Raw genomic sequence first — 16794 nt, forward strand, 5'->3', positions numbered from 1 at the left:
GCTCCCTGTAAGTCGATGAAGCTAGCCGGTTCATGCCCGGCCCGCCAGTCAGGCCGTGGCGAAATCCAGCCCGATATCAGCGGCCGGTGCCGATTGGGTCAGCCGGCCCACCGAGACGAAATCGACCCCCGTCTCCGCGATCGCCCGGATCGTCTCAAGATTGACTCCGCCAGACGCTTCGGTTGGCACGCGGCCACCCACCAGCGTTACCGCTCCGCGCAAGATGGCCGGCGGCATGTTGTCGAGCAGCAACCGCGTTGCGCCCGCCGCGAGGGCCGGCTCGATCTGATCGACCCGATCCACCTCCACGATCACTTCCGCGATCCCGGCCGATCGTGCCCGGCGTACCGCCTCGGAGACGCCGCCCGCGACAGCGACATGATTGTCCTTGATCATCGCCGCGTCCCACAGCCCCATGCGGTGATTGCTCGCCCCACCCATCCGGGTGGCGTACTTCTCCAGGCGGCGCAGGCCGGGCAGTGTCTTGCGCGTGTCGAGCAACGTCGCACCCGTTCCGGCGATCTTGTCGACATAGCTGCGCGTCAGTGTCGCGATGCCCGACAGATGCTGAACGGTATTAAGGGCGGAGCGCTCCGCGGTCAGCATGGCACGCGCCCTGCCCTCCAGCCGCATCAGGTCCGTTCCCGCCGGCACGCGCGCGCCGTCGTCCACCAGCCGTTCGACCCGGACTTCCGGGTCGAGCGCACGGAAGAAGGCTTCGGCAATCTCCAGCCCCGCGACCGTGATCGCGTCACGGCTGTCCATCACGCCGGTGAAGCGCGCGTCATCGGGTATGACGGCGGCAGAGGTGGTGTCCCCCGCCCCGCCCAGATCCTCGGCCAGTGTCGCGCGAACGAACGCGTCCAGGTCCAATCCGTCGATCATGTGCTTGCCGGTCCCCTTGCCCGCCCGATGGTGCCCTGGCCCTATACGCGTCGCTGCCGACGAGGGAACCCGACCCGGTGATCCGATCGTTGATCGGCAAAGGAGTTCACCTCATGCCCACAGATCAGCCCAACAACACTGCGACTGAAGCGCTGCCAACCGACGCGCGCGAAGATCGCACGGCGGCGGCAGTGGTCACCGACGAGCGACTGGACCAGCCGCCGGGCGGCGGTGGGCTGGGGGGGCTGTCTGCGGCGCAAGACCCGCTGAGTGGAACGGGTTCGGTCGCAGGCGGCACCTCTCCCAACAGCCCCATCGACGTGCCCGTCCCGGCGTCCTCACTCGACGAAAATGGCCAAAACCCTTCGGCCGAGCGGAGCGTGCAGACCGAGGTGTCACGCGATCGATCACCCGAACCGCAGCCGCTCTCCGGCTCGGGGGCTGGCCACCAGTGAGCAACGACAAGGACGACAAGCAGGCGGCCGACGATGCGCTGCAACTAGGCCTTGTTCAGACCCAGCAAGCCATGGCAGCCACCGGCCAGCGCGCGATCGTGGTGTTGGAAGGGCGGGACGCCGCCGGCAAGGACGGGACGATCAAGACGCTAACGGAGCATCTGTCGGTTCGAAACACGCGAGTCGTTGCACTGCCCAAGCCGTCCGATCGCGAGCGGGGGCAATGGTATTGGCAACGCTACGTGTCGCACTTCCCGGCGGCGGGCGAGATCGTGATCTTCAACCGCAGCTGGTACAATCGCGCCGGCGTGGAGGTTGTAAACGGCTTCTCGACGCCAGCCGAACAGGCTCAGTTCCTGGCGGACGTGCCGGGCTTCGAGCGCATGCTGGTCGAGAGCGGGATCACGCTGATCAAGTTCTGGCTGGATATCGACAAGGACGAACAGGACCGGCGCCTTCGTGCACGCCGGGAGGACCCGCTCAAGGCGCTGAAGATCTCGCCACTAGATGCAGTCGCGCAAGATAAATGGGACGCGTACACCGCCGCCCGTGATGCGATGCTGGCGGGCAGCCATACACCGGACGCGCCATGGACGTGCGTGCGTGCCGACCACAAGAAACAGGCACGTCGTGCGATCATACGTCACTTGCTGCGCCAGATCGGGCCCGACAAGGTGGCCCAGGAGGTCAAGAAACCCGACCCCGACATACTCTTCACCTTTGAACCCGCCGCCATCGGCGACGGGCGCCTCGCGCGGTGACACGCGGGCGCCCGGACGCTTAATCTCCCGTGACGCGCGCTGGACCCAGGTCACCCCGACCAACGGTCGACTCCGCCATGGTCAGCATCGCATCAAGGCTCTTCTTGGCGCGCAGCCGCAGTCCCTCTTCGATCTCGATCTTCGGCTGGAGATCGCGGAGTGCGACGTAAAGCTTCTCCATCGTGTTCAGCGCCATGTACGGGCAGATGTTGCAGTTGCAGTTCCCGTCGGCACCCGGCGCGCCGATGAACTGCTTGCCGGGCAGTGCCTTCTCCATCTGGTGAATGATGTGCGGCTCGGTCGCGACGATCAGCGTGTCGCCGGGGAAGCTCTTCGCAAACTCGAGGATGCCACGCGTGGAGCCCACATAGTCGGCATGGTCCAGGATCACCGCGGGGCACTCCGGATGCGCTGCGATCGGGGCACCAGGGTGCAGAGCCTTGAGCTTCAGCAACTCGGTTTCGCTGAACGCCTCGTGCACGATGCACACGCCTGGCCACAACAACAGGTCACGCCCGGTCTTGCGCGCCAGATAGCCGCCAAGGTTGCGGTCCGGGCCGAAGATGATCTTCTGGTCCGCCGGCAACTTCGCCAGGATCGTTTCCGCCGAAGACGACGTGACGATGATGTCGGACAGCCCCTTCACCTCGGCCGAACAGTTGATGTAGGTCAGCGCGATATGGTCCGGGTGCGCGGCACGGAATGCCGCGAACTGCTCGGGCGGGCAGCTGTCTTCCAGGCTGCAGCCGGCATCCATGTCGGGCAGCACGACCGTCTTCGTTGGCGACAGGATCTTGGCCGTTTCCGCCATGAAGCGCACGCCGCAAAAGGCGATCACGTCCGCGTCCGTTTCCGCAGCCTTGCGGCTGAGGTCCAGGCTGTCGCCGACGAAGTCCGCCAGGTCCTGCAACTCGGGCTTCTGGTAGTAATGCGCCAGGATCACCGCGTTGCGTTCACGGCGAAGGCGGTCGATCTCGGCACGAAGGTCGAGGCCGGACAAGGATGTTGGCTGTTCCATGTCGTCGCAAATGGTCCGGTGTGGACCTGCGATCAAGCCTTGATGCGAGACGGCACCGTCCTCGGCTAGTCGAAGTCGTCGAACTGAAAGGGCGAGCGCTCAATCTGGCCTGAAAACGGCCTTGGCGGTTTTGATCTGATCGTGGCCGGGCTCGCCGGCATAGGCTCATGCGAAGGCGATAAGGGCCGCTCCTCCGGATTTGCCTCGGCTGATTGTTCTCCGGCATCCTGGGCCCGCATTGCGACCGCCAAGTTGCCCGGCGGCTGGGCACTCCAGACAATGCGAAACCCGTGCGGCACGTGCCATCGGCCAAACGCCGATCGGACCATGTCACGCCCGCATCGCGCGCATCTCGTGAAGCAATAACCACCATTCCACCGCCCACCAGGGATGGGCGGGTGCAATCCCAGCCGGCACAGAAGGCGGGGCAAGATCACCGGCTCCCGTCCGCCTCACCGCATCCATTGCTGCGGGTCTGAAGGGTCGGCTGGCCGCGCCCGCGCCGGCTCCACTGCAGCCGCGCTGGTGTTCGCCCCCAGCATTGCCCGGCACCGTTCCATCGCTCGCCGCACAAAGGCCTGCCGCAATGAAGGGTCGGGGTCGTACAGGTTTATGAACTCCCGGAACTTAAAGACCGTCAGGCATTGATAGAGGAAGCCTGGCAGCAACGCCTTCGCCCGCGACTGCAACAAGTCAGATCGGCAGTTCGAATAGGTGTTCGCCTGCGATCGATTGGGCGTTCCCCCGCCCGCGATCCCACACAAGAGCTCTTCGAGCACGTCGATCGCGTTACGTTCGTCCACGGGCGCACCGTCCGACACCGGCCTAACTCCGCCGGCAAGGGACCGGGACAGTTACGGGCCGGCGCTCAATCAACATAGACACGACGCGGATTCGCGTGATCGGGAGAATCCACCAGCTTCAGGCCAGTGTCGGGCGCCGGCACCGGTGCGGACGCGTCGCTGCCGCGATGCTTGAAGCTGCCCTCAACGACAGCGCTCGCGCTCACTTTCAGGCGAGCATAGCTGACATTGCCGGAAACCCGTCCGCCCGGCTCCACCGCCAAGTCGCCGGCCTCGATCGTCCCTTCGACCAAGCCGGAAACTCGGACGCGCTCGGCATAGATGCCACCGGCCACTGAACCGCCTTCGTCCACGAACACGGTGGAGCAGCGAACGTCACCCTGCACGCGTCCCGCGATCTGAAGATCGGTCGAACAGGCAACGTCGCCGGTGATGCTGATGCCTGCCGTGATCGTCGCCGGTGCCGCCCGGGCATGAATATCGCGCCCGTCTCCAGTGCTCATCGATGTTCTCCCCTGGACGGCATCAGCCTCCCCCGATGGAGGGCGAAGCTGGCGCTCAAGATCCGGGATGAAGAGTATCGGGCGTTCCTGCGGTTCACCAGTACCGCAAAAACGTGCCCCGATTCCGCGCAGCGCGTGTCACCTGGAAGGACTAACGGCGGTTCTGCGTCACCTGGTCGAGCGAACGGGACACATCCCACCGCTCGTTGCTGGGCACGGGCTCGTCGGCAAAGCGGACACGCACGGTGGCGTCCAGCCCCGTCGCGCGCAGCGGCATGGCGAAGCTCCGCTCCACCGCCCGCCGAGTCGCGTCGCGGGCCAGGCGCATCGGCATCGCATCGCGCGCTTGCCGGATGAGCTCGGCCTGCCCCGCCCGGCGATTGGCTGTGTCGAGTGCCTGGCCGGCATCGGTCAGCCGCGCGAGAACGCCGCCCGTCCCATATTCCCGCACAGCGTTCAGGTCGACCTGCGGCCCGTCGATCTCAACGGGCGGCAGACGCACGGACAGGACTTTCGTTGCCGGGTCCCAACTCACGTCCCGCTGAGTCAGCTTGGCAAGATCCACCTCATACCTGACCAGCCCGGGCATGATCAGCGTCTTCTCGGTCGAAAGACCCAACTGAGTACGACAGCTGGTGACTACCGCCACAAAGCGCGCCGCGAACGCGGACAGCCGGTTCTGTTCGCGCAAGCCCTCCAGACTGGCAGAGGCGATGGTGACAGGATCGGGAGCAAGCTTGCTCGACAGATAGCGCTGCACACCCCAGAGCCCCGCCACGCCGGCCAGTGCCAACAGCAGCAGCGCCACGGCAAACTGGATCAAGCATCCCGGCCCCCGCCTTCCCGCGCCGCCGGGCGCCGATTCGGCTGGCGTCACCGGCGCGCCCATGCGCCATCCTCCTGCCCGACAAGTCCGCGGGCGCCGAGATCGAGCAAATGGGCCAACACCGATCCCTTCGCTGCCGGCAACAGCCTGGGGTCGAGCGACGCGTACATGTCGGGCAGCAGCGCTTCCACCGGCCGGGCCCCGCCGGCGAGCAGCCGCAGGATCTGCCCCTCGCGGTGTTTGCGATGGCCCAGCATTCCACGTACCAGGCGGCGGGGCTGCTCCACCGCATCGCCATGGCCGGGATAATAGATGCGGTCGTCACGCCCCATCAGCTTTTCCAAGCTCGCCATATACTGACCCATATCGCCATCGGGCGGCAGCACGACTGTCGTCGACCAGCCCATGACGTGGTCGCCCGAGAACAGCGCGCCCGTTTCGGGCAGCGCGAAGGCGACGTGGTTGGAGGTGTGGCCAGGAGTTGCCACTGCGGTCAGCGTCCAGCCAGTACCGACCACGCTTTCGCCATCGGCCAGCACCCGATCAGGCGCATAGATCGCATCGAATGATGCATCCGCCCGCGCCGCCGCCTCCGCCGGGGCGAACGGGGCGGCCCCGATGATCGGCGCTCCGGTCGCAGCGGCTAGTGCGCGGGCGCCTGGGCTATGATCGCGATGGTGGTGGGTGATCAGGATGGCCTTGACCGGCCGCCCGGCAATCTCGGCTAGCATCGCCTGTTGATGCGGGTCGCTCTCAGGCCCCGGATCGATCACCGCCAGATCTTCGGTGCCGATCAGGTAGGATTGCGTTCCCGTGTGGGTGTAGGGCGACGGATTGGGCGCGAGCAGGCGTGTGACCAGCGGCTCTAGCCTGATGGGAATACCGGTCGGGGCCTCGGCCATGGGGGCCAGATGGTCCGGTCGGCGTCGCTTGGCAACCCCGACTGCTCGCGGCGTGCTTTGTGGCCATGCCGCGAGCAGTGGGCCTGTATCAGCCCTCGGAGGCCAGCTCCGCCTCGGCCTGCGCCAACCCTTGCAGGGCCTCATCGCGTTGCTGGGCCGTCAGGTTGCGGTCGCGCTCAATCGCCGCGCGCGCCGTGGCAAGGCCGCTACGTGCGCTGCGGCGTGCCTGCTGTTCCGTGACGGCCGCATCTGCGGCGGTACGTTCGGCTTCTTGGGTCATTCGCTCGATCCGGTTGGTGCAGATGGTGATGCGACGGCGACCACCCTCGCTGCGATCATCCACCGCCGGGCCGCTACCGGCGCAGTTCCTTTCGGAAACTTGCGGCACGGGCGGCACGGTGATCGTCTGCTCCTTGCCGTCCGGATCGCGGAAGCGGATCACCTTTCCGCCCTTCGCCTCGTTCAGGTGCATCACGCGAACCCGCACTGGCGGCTGCGGCGCGGCAGGAGGCGGCGGCGGCATCATCTCAGGATTCGCGGCCAGGAACGCGTCGGCTTCGGCGCCCTCATAGCTGGTGCTTTTGCCGTCCTTGACGATCACCACACGCTTCTTGCCCTTTGCCGGATGAGCGGGTGGTGCGGGTGGCAAGGGCGCGACAGGCGCATTGGCCAGGGGCGCGGGCGCCGCTGGCGGAGCGGGCGGCCTCGGCGGAGTCACCTGTGCGCTCACCGTCTCGGCGATCGCGGCCGCGCCGCTGCCCGATGCGGTCAGGCCCAGGCCGCCCAGGACCAGCACGCCGACACAGGTAGCGCCCGAAAAAAGCCGGCGACGCGAGGCAGGGGAACGCGCGAGCATCTTTAGTCTCCCTTTCAGATCATTGATGGTGTGAAGGTGACAGGCGGCCGACACCGCGCCGCCATGCGCCGCCTTGACGATGGCCCGACCATAGGCGTGCCGCTGCGACACGGAACGGGTTGCCAATATGCCGGCGTCGTTGGCCAGCTCCTGGTCATTCCGGAAGGCGCGAAAAGCCATCCAGGCAAGCGGGTTGAACCAATGGGCGGCGAGCACGGCCAGCGCCAGCCAGTTGGCGATCAGGTCACCGCGAAGGTGATGCCCGACCTCATGCGCCAGCGCGAGTTCACGCTCGTCGGGATCATAGCGATCCGCGAAGTCGATCGGAAAGGCGACCACCCGGCGAAAGATGCCAAAGGCGAGCGGGCCGGGTGCGGCGTCGCTCACCACCATGGTGATCCCGCGAACCCTCGACTGCATCGTCGCCCCTTGCAGGACGGAGGCGCAAAAGCGGGTATAGCGAACGATGTGGAACAACAGAAAGCCTGCCGCGCCAACCGCCCAGACGGCCGCCAGGATGGTGCCCCAGGCTACCGACGAAGCCGCAGCGGCAGCCGGAACCGCCGGCGCCGTGCCGTCGAACACCATCACCGTCAGCGTGTCGCCAGCTTTGTCGATCGGCGTAACAGCGGAGCCCAACCAGGCCGGCATGGGCGGCAATACGAGTCGCAGCAGCGGCAATGCCCACAATGCGTATGCGACGCTCGGACCAAAGGCGCGGCGCACGGGTCCGCGAACCAGCAACACCAGGGCCATCAACAGCCCCGACGCGACCAGAGCCTGGATCATCCAGGGCGCGAGGTCGACGGCGCTCATGCCCGCAGATCCTTCAACAGGGCCTCGATGTCGGCAATGTCCTGCGCCGTCAGCGCGTCGCGCTCGGCCAAGTGCGCGACTAGCGGCGTCAGCTTGCCACCGAACAGGCGGTCGATCAGCCGCCGGCTCTCGCCCTCGACATAGTCGCCGCGCTCGACTAGCGGCCGGTACAGGTAACGCCGGCCGTCCGCCTCATGCGCGATCACTGATTTGGCGAGCAGACGCCCAAGCAGCGTCTTGACGGTGTTGGCGCTCCAGCCACGGTCGGGATCGACCCGTTCGGCCACATCCTGCGCCGTCAGCGGCGCCTCATCCCACAGCACTTCCATGACGGCGTGCTCGGCATCGCTGATCCGTTCGGCCACGACTCGCTCCTAACTGACTACATCTGTAATCGCATTGATTACACGCGTAGTCAACAGGGCTGGCCGGCAACGTGCCTGTCGGATCTTCTTACAGCCGAGCGGGTCGCTCGGAAGCAGTTAACCAATGGGTCCCGCAGCAACGCGTGCTTGGGCGGGACTGGCACGCAGGCTGCAAAGCTGTGAGTGTCCGAGCGGCTGGTCCGCTTCAGTAGGGCGGGTCGGCCGCTTCCGGATCAGTGCCGACCCGCCCTCACCCGGCTTGTCTCAGCCTTCGGCCTTTTCGCCGCCGAGCAGTTCGGCGAGTTCACCGCTTTCATACATTTCCATCATGATGTCGGATCCGCCGACAAACTCACCATGGACGTAAAGCTGCGGGATTGTTGGCCAGTCGGAATAAGCCTTGATGCCCTGCCGGATACCCTGATCCTGCAACACATCCACACCCTCGAACTCGGCGCCGAGATGCTGCAGGATCGCCACGGCGCGGCTTGAAAAGCCGCACTGCGGGAAAAGGGGCGTGCCCTTCATGAACAGCACCACGGGGTTCGCCTTTACCAGGGCGTCGATGCGGGCGTTGGTGTCGATGGTCGTGTCGGTCATTGTTCTGGGTCCTCAGGCGGAAGCAGTCTTGAGTTGCAGGGCGTGTAGTTCGCCGCCCATCCGGGTGCCCAGCGCGGCATAGACCGCCTGGTGCTGCCGGCGCAGCGGCATGCCGGCGAAGCTCGGCGACACCACGCGCGCGGCATAATGATCCCCATCACCGGCAAGATCGGTGATCTCAACCTCGGCGTCAGGAATGGCGGTGCGGATCAGCGCGGCGATGTCATCGGCAGCCATCGGCATCGATCAGCGACCTTCCATCAACTGGCGGCGGGCCTCTACGGCTCGCTCGTCCAGCGCACGACGAAGCGCGGCGGGCTCGATTTCAACGCCCGCTGCGGTCAGATCGCCCAGCAGCTTGCGCACGACATCCTCGTCACCGATCTCTTCAAAGTCGGCCTGGACCACCGACGTGGCATAGGCATCCGCCTCTGCCGGGGTCAGCCCCATCAATCCTGCGGCCCATTGCCCAAGCAGCCGGTTGCGTCGGGCGGTGACCCGAAACGCCATCTCTTCGTCATTGGCGAACTTCGCCTCAAAGCCGCGGCCGCGGTCCTCGAAACTGGTCATCTGGCCTGGCTCCCCTTGAAAGTACGCCATCAAGATAGGGGCGTGCCGACGCCCACGCAACGCGGCCGTCAGATCAAGGCCAGGTGTTGCCGCTTGTGGCGTCCGATACGCGAGACGACCTGGTTCATCCCCTCGCTTCAGCGTGGCGCGGAGCCGTTGAAAACCTATCCGGTTACGTCCACTACCAGCTTGCCCACCGAAGTCCGCGCCGCCATCTTGGCGATCGCACTTCCGCCTTGCGCCAGGGCGAAGCGCCCGGTGACCCGCGGCGCAATCCGGCCCGCTTCCCACAATCGAAACAGCTCGGCGACATGGGCGGCGTTGGCCTGCGGATCACGCGCCGCGAACGCCCCCCAGAACACCCCGCACACGTCGCAGCTTTTCAGCAACGTGAGGTTAAGCGGCAGTTTCGGTATGCCGGCCGGGAAGCCGACGACCAGGTACCGCCCTTCCCACCCGACCGACCGCAGTGCGGGCTCAGTATAGTCGCCTCCGACCGGATCATAGACGATGTCGAAACCGCCGGGCCCCGCTGCTGCCTTGAACTGGTCGGCCAGCGCGCGGGACTGGTCCTTGTCGAAAGGCGCGCGCGGATAGATCAGCGTTTGATCTGCGCCTGAATCCCGCGCCGCCGCTGCCTTCTCCTCGGACGACACAGCCGCGACCACATGCGCGCCATAGGCCTTGCCGAGTTCCACGGCGGCCAGTCCGACGCCCCCCGCCGCGCCCAGCACCAACAAACGCTGCCCTGCCCGGAGCCGCCCGCGGTCGAGCAGCGCATGAATTGTGGTGGCATAGGTCAACAGCAGCGCCGCACCTTCCGCGAAGCTGCGCCCTTCCGGCAACCGGAACAGCCGGACGGCATCGACCACGATCTTCTCGGCAAGCCCACCGAAGCCGATCACACCCATGACCCGGTCCCCGGGCCGCCAGGCCGTGACGCCTTCCCCCACTGCCTCGACGACGCCCGCGATTTCGCCACCGGGCGCGAAAGGGCGCGGCGGCTTCATCTGGTACTTGTCCTCGATGATCAGAACGTCGGGATAGTTGATCGCGCAAGCCTCGACGGCCACCACGACCTGCCCTGGGCCGGCCACCGGATCGGGCAGCTCGGCCAATTCCAGAGTTTCAGGTCCGCCGATCGCCCTCGACAGCAACGCCCGCATACCCGCTCCTCTGCCCTGTCCAGGGGCGGTTCTCAGTGGCCGCCGCCTCGAACTTAGAAATCGCGGTATCTCTTGCCAGCGTCAGCCCGATCTCGTCCAGCCCTTCCATCAGGCAGCGTCGGCGAAACGCATCGAGCTCAAAGGAGAAGCGGTCCTGGTACGGGGTCGTGACCGTCATCGTCTCCAGGTCGACCGTCACAGGCTGGTCGGCGGCGACCTCCAGCAACCTGTCGACCGCCTCCTGCGGCAGTACCACGGGCACGATCCCGTTCTTCACTGCATTGCCGGAGAAGATGTCGGAAAAAGATGGCGCGATGATCGCCGTCACGCCCATGTCGGCCAGCGCCCATGCGGCATGTTCGCGGCTCGACCCGCAGCCGAAATTGTCGCCGGCGATCAGGATCGGGCTGCCCTGGTAGCGCGGGTCATCAAAGATGTTGCCCGGCACCGCCCGGACCGTCTCGAAGGCACCCTGCCCGAGCCCCGATCGCTTGATGGTCTTGAGCCAGTGCGCAGGAATGATGACGTCTGTGTCAATGTTCTTGGCGCCCCAGGGATAGGCGGTGCCGGTGACTTCCACGACCGGAGTCACGCCATCAACTCGCGTACATCGGCCAGCCGGCCGGTCACCGCCGCCGCTGCTGCCATGGCTGGCGACAACAGATGCGTCCGCGCACCCGGTCCCTGCCGGCCAACGAAGTTGCGGTTGCTGGTCGATGCGCATCGTTCCCCCGGCGGCACCTTGTCGGGGTTCATGGCGAGGCACATGGAGCAACCGGGCTCGCGCCATTCGAACCCGGCGGCGGCGAACACGCGATCCAGCCCCTCCGCCTCCGCCTGCCGCTTCACCAGTCCCGACCCCGGCACCACCAGCGCGCGCACCCCGTCCGCAACATGCCGACCACTGGCAACGCTGGCCGCGGCGCGCAGGTCCTCGATGCGGCTGTTGGTGCAACTGCCGATAAACACGTGATTGACCGGCACGTCCTGCATTCGCGTGCCCGGCGTCAGGCCCATATAGTCGAGCGATTTGCGCGCCGCGGCCTGCTTCGCGGGATCGGCAAAGCTTTCCGGGTCGGGAACGGTGCCCGTGATCGGCACCACGTCTTCGGGGCTGGTGCCCCAGGTCAGCGCCGGCGCGATGTTGGTTGCGTCAAGCCGAACCTGCTTGTCGTACCGCGCACCGGCATCGGTCGGCAGCGACCGCCACCATTCGACCGCCCGGTCCCATTGCTCGCCAGCGGGCGCCATCGGGCGGCCCTTCAGGTAAGCAAAGGTCGTGTTATCCGGGGCCACCAGCCCGGATCGCGCCCCACCCTCGATCGACATGTTGGCAACGGTCAGCCGTCCCTCGACAGAGAGCGCCCGGATCACCTCCCCGGTGAACTCGATCACGTGGCCGGTGCCGCCCGCCGCGCCGATCCGGCCGATGATCGCGAGGATCACGTCCTTGGCCGACACTGCAAAGCCGAGCGTGCCGTCAACCCGAACCTCCATGGTCTTGGACGGCGACAGGATCAGCGTTTGGGTCGCGAGCACATGCTCGACCTCGCTGGTGCCGATGCCGAACGCGAGCGATCCCAGCGCCCCATGCGCGCTGGTATGGCTGTCGCCGCACACCAGCGTCGTGCCCGGCAGCGTAAAGCCGAGTTCTGGCCCCACCACATGCACGATGCCCTGCTCGGCCGCCGCGGCATCGATATATTCGACGCCGAACTCGGCCGTGTTGCGGCGGAGCGCGTCCAGCTGTGCCGCGCTTTGGGGGTCGGCAATCGGCAGCATTCGCCCTGACGCATCGACTCGCGCCGTAGTCGGCAGATTGTGATCGGGCACCGCCAACGTCAGGTCGGGCCGCCGCACCCGCCGCCCGGCCGCGCGCAGCCCCTCGAACGCCTGCGGGCTGGTCACCTCATGGACCAAGTGGCGGTCGATATAGATAAGGCAGGAGCCGTCGTCCCGACGCTCCACAACATGAGCGTCCCAGATCTTCTCGTACAGCGTGCGTGGTGCAATAGTCATGACAGGCGCGCGTTAGTAGATTGTGGCGCGCAACGAAACCCTGGCTATGGTTTTCGTGCGCCGCGGTCAGGAAGGGAGGAGACCCACCTCTGCAACGCAGCCGTGTCGCGCAGGTCGCCACCATAGGCGTGCACCGGCATCCAGGGCTGATTCGCCCCGCGCTTGCGCCCGCGATAAACCTTCATAGGCACCACCGCGCGTGTCATCCCGCTTGGCAGCACCGTGTCACGCACGTCCATGTAGAGCGTGTCGGCGCTTGTCTCCTGCCCAACCTGGATCGCGCCAAGCGCCCGCCAAAGGTCGACCGCATCCAGGCACGCGGACCCGCAGCCCCAGTCGGTGACGATAAACACCGGCCCGGCAAGCGGTGCGACCGTCTGCTCCTTCGCTGGGATCGTGGCTTCCGGCTCGTCCGTCTCGCGCCACAGTGGCTGGTGCTTGGCCGCGGCGCCTGTCAGGCCGTCATAGGTCCGCTGCGCCCATTGCTTCGCGTCGGGCGACGCATTCGGGGCGGCGGCGAACTGGTCCCGATACTCGCCAATTGCTCTGATCGTCGCCGGCGACACGCGCCACTCCACCGCCTCGGAATGCCCTTCCGCTCCGCGCACCGCCGCCTCGCCCCACAGGACCGCCGCGATCTGGCGCGACCAGTCGGACGATCCGCCGTTATTGCCGCGAAGGTCGAGGACGATCCGCGGCGCCCGCGCTAGCGCCGTCCGGTCTGCCTTCAGCGCCGCGATCAGCGGCACGAGAGCTTTGAAGTCCGGCCCCGACGGATCGCTGTTGAACCCCGACAGTGACAGCCAACGCGTCCCATCCGCCAGTGTGCGTTGCCCAATCGCCTCCCGCGCCCGTCCGCCCACGGCAGCAATCCGCGTCGCCGCTTCGTCCGCCGGCAGGGCACGCCAGCTGAGCGCCACCTCATGCGTCGCGCCATTCCAGGCGAAGCGACACGCTCTTGGCCGCGCCACGAACGGGTTGCCACGGTCCAGGAACAGGTTGCGCGCCAGCAGCGCCCGGCGCGACGCCAGCATCCACCGCCCGGCAAAGGTGCCGACCCGCTCCTCGGCCAGCCTGCCCGCCGCAACCCCATCGCACGACACCAAGGCGGCGCCGATCGGCACGGCGGCGTCATCGGCCCGCGTTGCGACCCGATATCGGCGATCGGCACCGTACCCGGTCAGGAAACCGGGCCAGCGCCCCTCAATCGCCGGGAACGCATCGGTCGGTGCCGTCGCAAGATGCCCGTCGTCGAAGCTTGCCGCATAGGCGTCCATCGCCGCGCGATAGCCTGCCGCATCAGTTACTTTCGGCGCCCAGCGCAGCGCCCGTGCCAGCGCGCGATCGTTGCGCGCGGCAAAACCGGGGTCCAGGTCGTTCGACGACCCGGGGTGGTTCGCAGCGATATCGTCGTGGAAAGCTTGCGCGTCCTACCGCAGCAACTCGGCCCAGTTCGGCGAAGGCGGCGCCGCCGCGATCAGCAACGGCAGGGACAAAAGGCTTAGTCGCAGGCGGGTCATGCCGCCGATGCTAGGGTGCTCCCGCGCAGCCGGTCAACGCTGCCCAGGACCTCGCGCCGTCATGCCTCATAATGGGCAGTGGTCTTTGCCCTGACCTCGTCCGCCTCCACGCCCGGTGCCAGCTCGACCAGCCTGAACGCCGATTGATGGTCGGGCCGCTGGAACACCGCCAAGTCGGTCACGATCATGTCGACTACATTCTTGCCCGTCAGCGGCAGGGTGCACGCCGGGATGAACTTGGGGCTGCCATCCTTGGCGGTATGCTCCATCACCACGATGATCTTCTTGACGCCCGCGACCAGGTCCATGGCGCCGCCCATGCCCTTGATCATCTTGCCCGGGATCATCCAGTTGGCGATGTGGCCGGTCTGGGCCACCTCCATCGCACCCAGCACGGTCAGGTCGATATGCCCGCCCCGGATCATCGCAAAGCTATCGGCGGAGGAGAAATAGGCTGATTGCGGCAGCTCGCTGATCGTCTGCTTGCCCGCGTTGATCAGGTCGGGATCAACCTCGTCGTCATATGGGAACGGGCCTATCCCCAGCATCCCGTTCTCCGATTGCAGCGTCACCGTCATGCCATCGGGGATGTTGTTCGCGACCAGCGTCGGGATGCCGATGCCAAGGTTCACATAATGACCGTCGCGCAGTTCCTTGGCCGCGCGTGCCGCCATGCCGTTGCGGTCCCAGGGCATCAGTGCGCCTTTCCATCGTTGGTCGGCAAGTTGTCCTCGCGCCGATAGCGCTCAGCCTCGACTCCTTGCCAGATGCGCCCCAGCGCTTCCTCCTCGTCGATGTTGACCGCGCGGGCATAGGCTTTCGCGCCCTGCCGAATGCAGTCCACCAGAGCAGCGCCGAACGCCGCCGGATCGGCCCCAACCGGCACGGGGTTGATGAAGCTCGCCGTCGCGCCATCCGGGCGCATCCACACGCGCAGGAACTCGCGCGCGCCATTGATCATCGCCACGTGGGCATGGAGGTCGATCGGGACGGGCTTGTCGGTCATTGAGCAGCTCCGGGCGAGTTCCAGCGCTTGTCGGCGGGGAAGACGTCGTCCAATCCACCCTTCAGCGCCGATCCGTAAACAGGGTTGGGCAGCACGAACCAGCCCGCGCCCCACAGCAACGCGAGCGCCGGCGCGGCGACCGCATCCCGTCGAGCACGCACAGGCTGGCCCGCGTTGAACAGGTCGGAAAAATCGCCAAGCTGGTCGCCACCCATCGCGATCACGCAATAACGCGCGGCGATGGTCGCGCGGCGCAAGTCCTTGCGCGAACCGGTCGGGTCGTCACCGGCCACGAACAGGGTCTCACCATGTCGCGCCGGGCCCAGTCCCGCGCCGTTCAGCGACGCCGCGGTCTGCTCCACCGTGCCGACCGAGCGGTTGGTGTTGAACACCGGGGTCACTCCCATGGCCCGCAGAGTCGCAAGCGCCTCGCGAGCACCCGGCACCGGCGAAACCTGCGCCACGCCCGTCCTCTCCCACGCCTGCCAGCGTGCCTGGTCATAGGAACGTCCCGGATGCGCTGCGTCGTCCGCCTCGAAGCCGAGGTTGAGCAGCACGGTTTCGTCCACGTCGAACACGGCGGCCAGCGGCTTTGCCCCGCATGGCACAAAGCGGGGCGCGTCCAGCGTCGCGCCGCTCGCCAGCACCACGCTGTCCGTCGGCCGAGCCTTGGCCCTTGCTGCCGCATAGCCGACCAGACCGCGCCACGCCTGGATGCTGATCGCCGCGCCCTCGCCCGACCCGTACAGATATTGCATGCCCGGCGGCACCGAACCCGGAGTCACCGCGGCCGGTGGCGGTGCCACTGTTGCCGCCATCGGAGTGGCCGCGACCGGCGGCTCTGCAGAAGGGATGGTCGCGCACCCCGCCAGCAGCGCTCCCGCGCATGCAGGGGCCCAAGCAGATCTGCGCCACGCCCGACTTGCCGGCCCGGCGTCGCGGCCGGGAACTGCCAGTGTCACGCCCCGACCTCCGACCCTGCAGCCGCGCTTGCCTCGGCGCGTTGACGCGTCGTGCGGAACTCGATCTTCTTGTCGTAGGGGGCGCCGACGATCATGCGCTTCACGTAAATGCCCGGCAAATGGATCGCGTCGGGATCAAGCGCCCCTACAGGCACAACTTCCTCAACTTCGGCCACGCAGATCCGCCCCGCCGTCGCCATCGGCTGGTTGAAATTGCGCGCCGTCTTGCGAAAGATCAGATTGCCGCTCTCGTCGGCCTTCCAGCCCTTGATGATGGAAAGGTCGGCACGGATACCGCGCTCCAGGATGTAATCCTCGCCATCGAAGGACTTCACTTCCTTCCCCTCGGCCACCAGCGTGCCGACGCCCGTCTTGGTGTAAAAGCCCGGAATGCCGGCACCACCCGCGCGGCACCGCTCGGCGAGCGTCCCTTGCGGGCAGAACTCCACCTCCAGTTCGCCCGACAGGTATTGCCGCTCGAATTCCTTGTTCTCGCCGACATAGGATGAGATCATCTTCGCGACCTGGCGAGACCGCAGCAGCTTGCCGAGCCCGACGCCGTCCACGCCCGCATTGTTCGACGCGATCGTCAGGCCCGTGACCCCGCTCGCCTCGATGGCGTCGATCAATCGCTCTGGAATGCCGCACAGGCCAAAGCCGCCCGCACAGATCAGCATGTTGTCGTGCAACAGCCCGTCCAGCGCCGCCGCCGCGTCGGGATACAGCTTGTTCATGGGCGACCCTCCTGCGCGCCGCCCTAG

General features: G+C 66.7%; 21 protein-coding genes. 2 read left to right on the plus strand and 19 right to left on the minus strand.

The window, feature by feature from the left end; genetic code table 11:
• Positions 1–48 precede the first annotated feature (48 nt).
• A complete protein-coding gene (nadC, locus tag FHS94_RS10260) occupies positions 49–885 on the minus strand; it encodes a carboxylating nicotinate-nucleotide diphosphorylase (RefSeq protein WP_184057466.1) in 837 nt (278 codons plus the stop codon).
• A gap of 113 nt (positions 886–998) precedes the next feature.
• On the opposite strand from nadC, the gene FHS94_RS10265 reads away from it, so the two are divergent.
• Positions 999–1340, plus strand: coding sequence for a hypothetical protein (locus FHS94_RS10265; RefSeq protein ID WP_184057468.1), 342 nt, complete (start codon positions 999–1001; stop codon positions 1338–1340).
• Positions 1337–2101: a polyphosphate kinase 2 gene (gene ppk2, locus FHS94_RS10270; protein ID WP_184057470.1), complete on the plus strand. Its 765-nt coding sequence runs from the start codon at positions 1337–1339 to the stop codon at positions 2099–2101. Before FHS94_RS10265 ends, ppk2 begins: the two co-directional genes overlap by 4 nt.
• Positions 2102–2120: 19 nt before the next feature.
• On the opposite strand, the gene nadA is transcribed toward ppk2, so the two are convergent.
• From nadA to FHS94_RS10360, 18 genes are all read right to left on the minus strand, one after another.
• Complete coding sequence (nadA, locus tag FHS94_RS10275) at positions 2121–3119, minus strand: quinolinate synthase NadA (protein WP_184057472.1); 999 nt, start codon at positions 3117–3119, stop codon at positions 2121–2123.
• 452 nt (positions 3120–3571) lie between these two features.
• Positions 3572–3922 carry a hypothetical protein gene (locus tag FHS94_RS10280; protein WP_221234701.1) on the minus strand — a complete coding sequence of 117 codons (351 nt, stop codon included), beginning with the start codon at positions 3920–3922 and terminating at the stop codon, positions 3572–3574.
• A 65-nt stretch (positions 3923–3987) separates the two neighbouring features.
• Positions 3988–4425, minus strand: coding sequence for a bactofilin family protein (locus tag FHS94_RS10285; protein ID WP_184057476.1), 438 nt, complete (start codon positions 4423–4425; stop codon positions 3988–3990).
• A gap of 151 nt (positions 4426–4576) precedes the next feature.
• Positions 4577–5314: a DUF4230 domain-containing protein gene (locus tag FHS94_RS10290; RefSeq protein ID WP_184057478.1), complete on the minus strand. Its 738-nt coding sequence runs from the start codon at positions 5312–5314 to the stop codon at positions 4577–4579.
• On the minus strand, positions 5299–6153 hold the full coding sequence (locus tag FHS94_RS10295; protein WP_184057480.1) for an MBL fold metallo-hydrolase: 855 nt from the start codon (positions 6151–6153) through the stop codon (positions 5299–5301). Before FHS94_RS10295 ends, FHS94_RS10290 begins: the two co-directional genes overlap by 16 nt.
• Before the next feature lie 88 nt (positions 6154–6241).
• Positions 6242–7825 (minus strand): M56 family metallopeptidase, encoded by a 1584-nt coding sequence (locus FHS94_RS10300; protein WP_184057482.1) that lies wholly within the window; start codon positions 7823–7825, stop codon positions 6242–6244.
• Positions 7822–8190 (minus strand): BlaI/MecI/CopY family transcriptional regulator, encoded by a 369-nt coding sequence (locus FHS94_RS10305; protein WP_184057484.1) that lies wholly within the window; start codon positions 8188–8190, stop codon positions 7822–7824. Before FHS94_RS10305 ends, FHS94_RS10300 begins: the two co-directional genes overlap by 4 nt.
• A gap of 264 nt (positions 8191–8454) precedes the next feature.
• A complete protein-coding gene (gene grxD / locus FHS94_RS10310) occupies positions 8455–8790 on the minus strand; it encodes a Grx4 family monothiol glutaredoxin (protein WP_184057487.1) in 336 nt (111 codons plus the stop codon).
• 12 nt (positions 8791–8802) lie between these two features.
• Positions 8803–9033 (minus strand): BolA family protein, encoded by a 231-nt coding sequence (locus tag FHS94_RS10315; protein WP_184057489.1) that lies wholly within the window; start codon positions 9031–9033, stop codon positions 8803–8805.
• Positions 9034–9036: 3 nt separating this feature from the next.
• Entirely contained in the window at positions 9037–9360 is a 324-nt protein-coding gene (locus tag FHS94_RS10320; RefSeq protein ID WP_184057491.1) for a DUF1476 domain-containing protein, read from the minus strand.
• A 164-nt stretch (positions 9361–9524) separates the two neighbouring features.
• A complete protein-coding gene (locus FHS94_RS10325) occupies positions 9525–10526 on the minus strand; it encodes an NADPH:quinone oxidoreductase family protein (RefSeq protein WP_184057493.1) in 1002 nt (333 codons plus the stop codon).
• Entirely contained in the window at positions 10489–11118 is a 630-nt protein-coding gene (gene leuD / locus FHS94_RS10330; RefSeq protein ID WP_184057495.1) for a 3-isopropylmalate dehydratase small subunit, read from the minus strand. Before leuD ends, FHS94_RS10325 begins: the two co-directional genes overlap by 38 nt.
• Positions 11115–12545, minus strand: a complete 1431-nt coding sequence (gene leuC / locus FHS94_RS10335) for a 3-isopropylmalate dehydratase large subunit (protein ID WP_184057497.1) — start codon at positions 12543–12545, stop codon at positions 11115–11117. The genes leuD and leuC overlap by 4 nt, the downstream gene beginning before the upstream one ends.
• Before the next feature lie 44 nt (positions 12546–12589).
• Positions 12590–13822, minus strand: a complete 1233-nt coding sequence (locus FHS94_RS10340; protein ID WP_184057499.1) for a S41 family peptidase — start codon at positions 13820–13822, stop codon at positions 12590–12592.
• Between the two features lie 302 nt (positions 13823–14124).
• Positions 14125–14760, minus strand: a complete 636-nt coding sequence (locus FHS94_RS10345) for a 3-oxoacid CoA-transferase subunit B (protein WP_184057501.1) — start codon at positions 14758–14760, stop codon at positions 14125–14127.
• Complete coding sequence (locus FHS94_RS10350) at positions 14760–15071, minus strand: DUF5076 domain-containing protein (protein WP_184057503.1); 312 nt, start codon at positions 15069–15071, stop codon at positions 14760–14762. The genes FHS94_RS10345 and FHS94_RS10350 overlap by 1 nt, the downstream gene beginning before the upstream one ends.
• Entirely contained in the window at positions 15068–15889 is an 822-nt protein-coding gene (locus FHS94_RS10355; RefSeq protein WP_184057504.1) for an HAD family acid phosphatase, read from the minus strand. The genes FHS94_RS10350 and FHS94_RS10355 overlap by 4 nt, the downstream gene beginning before the upstream one ends.
• Before the next feature lie 140 nt (positions 15890–16029).
• Positions 16030–16767: a CoA transferase subunit A gene (locus FHS94_RS10360; protein WP_184057506.1), complete on the minus strand. Its 738-nt coding sequence runs from the start codon at positions 16765–16767 to the stop codon at positions 16030–16032.
• Positions 16768–16794 lie beyond the last annotated feature (27 nt).

Origin of the sequence: Sphingomonas aerophila (assembly GCF_014199305.1) — a bacterium.
Taxonomy (GTDB): Bacteria; Pseudomonadota; Alphaproteobacteria; order Sphingomonadales; family Sphingomonadaceae; genus Sphingomonas; species Sphingomonas aerophila.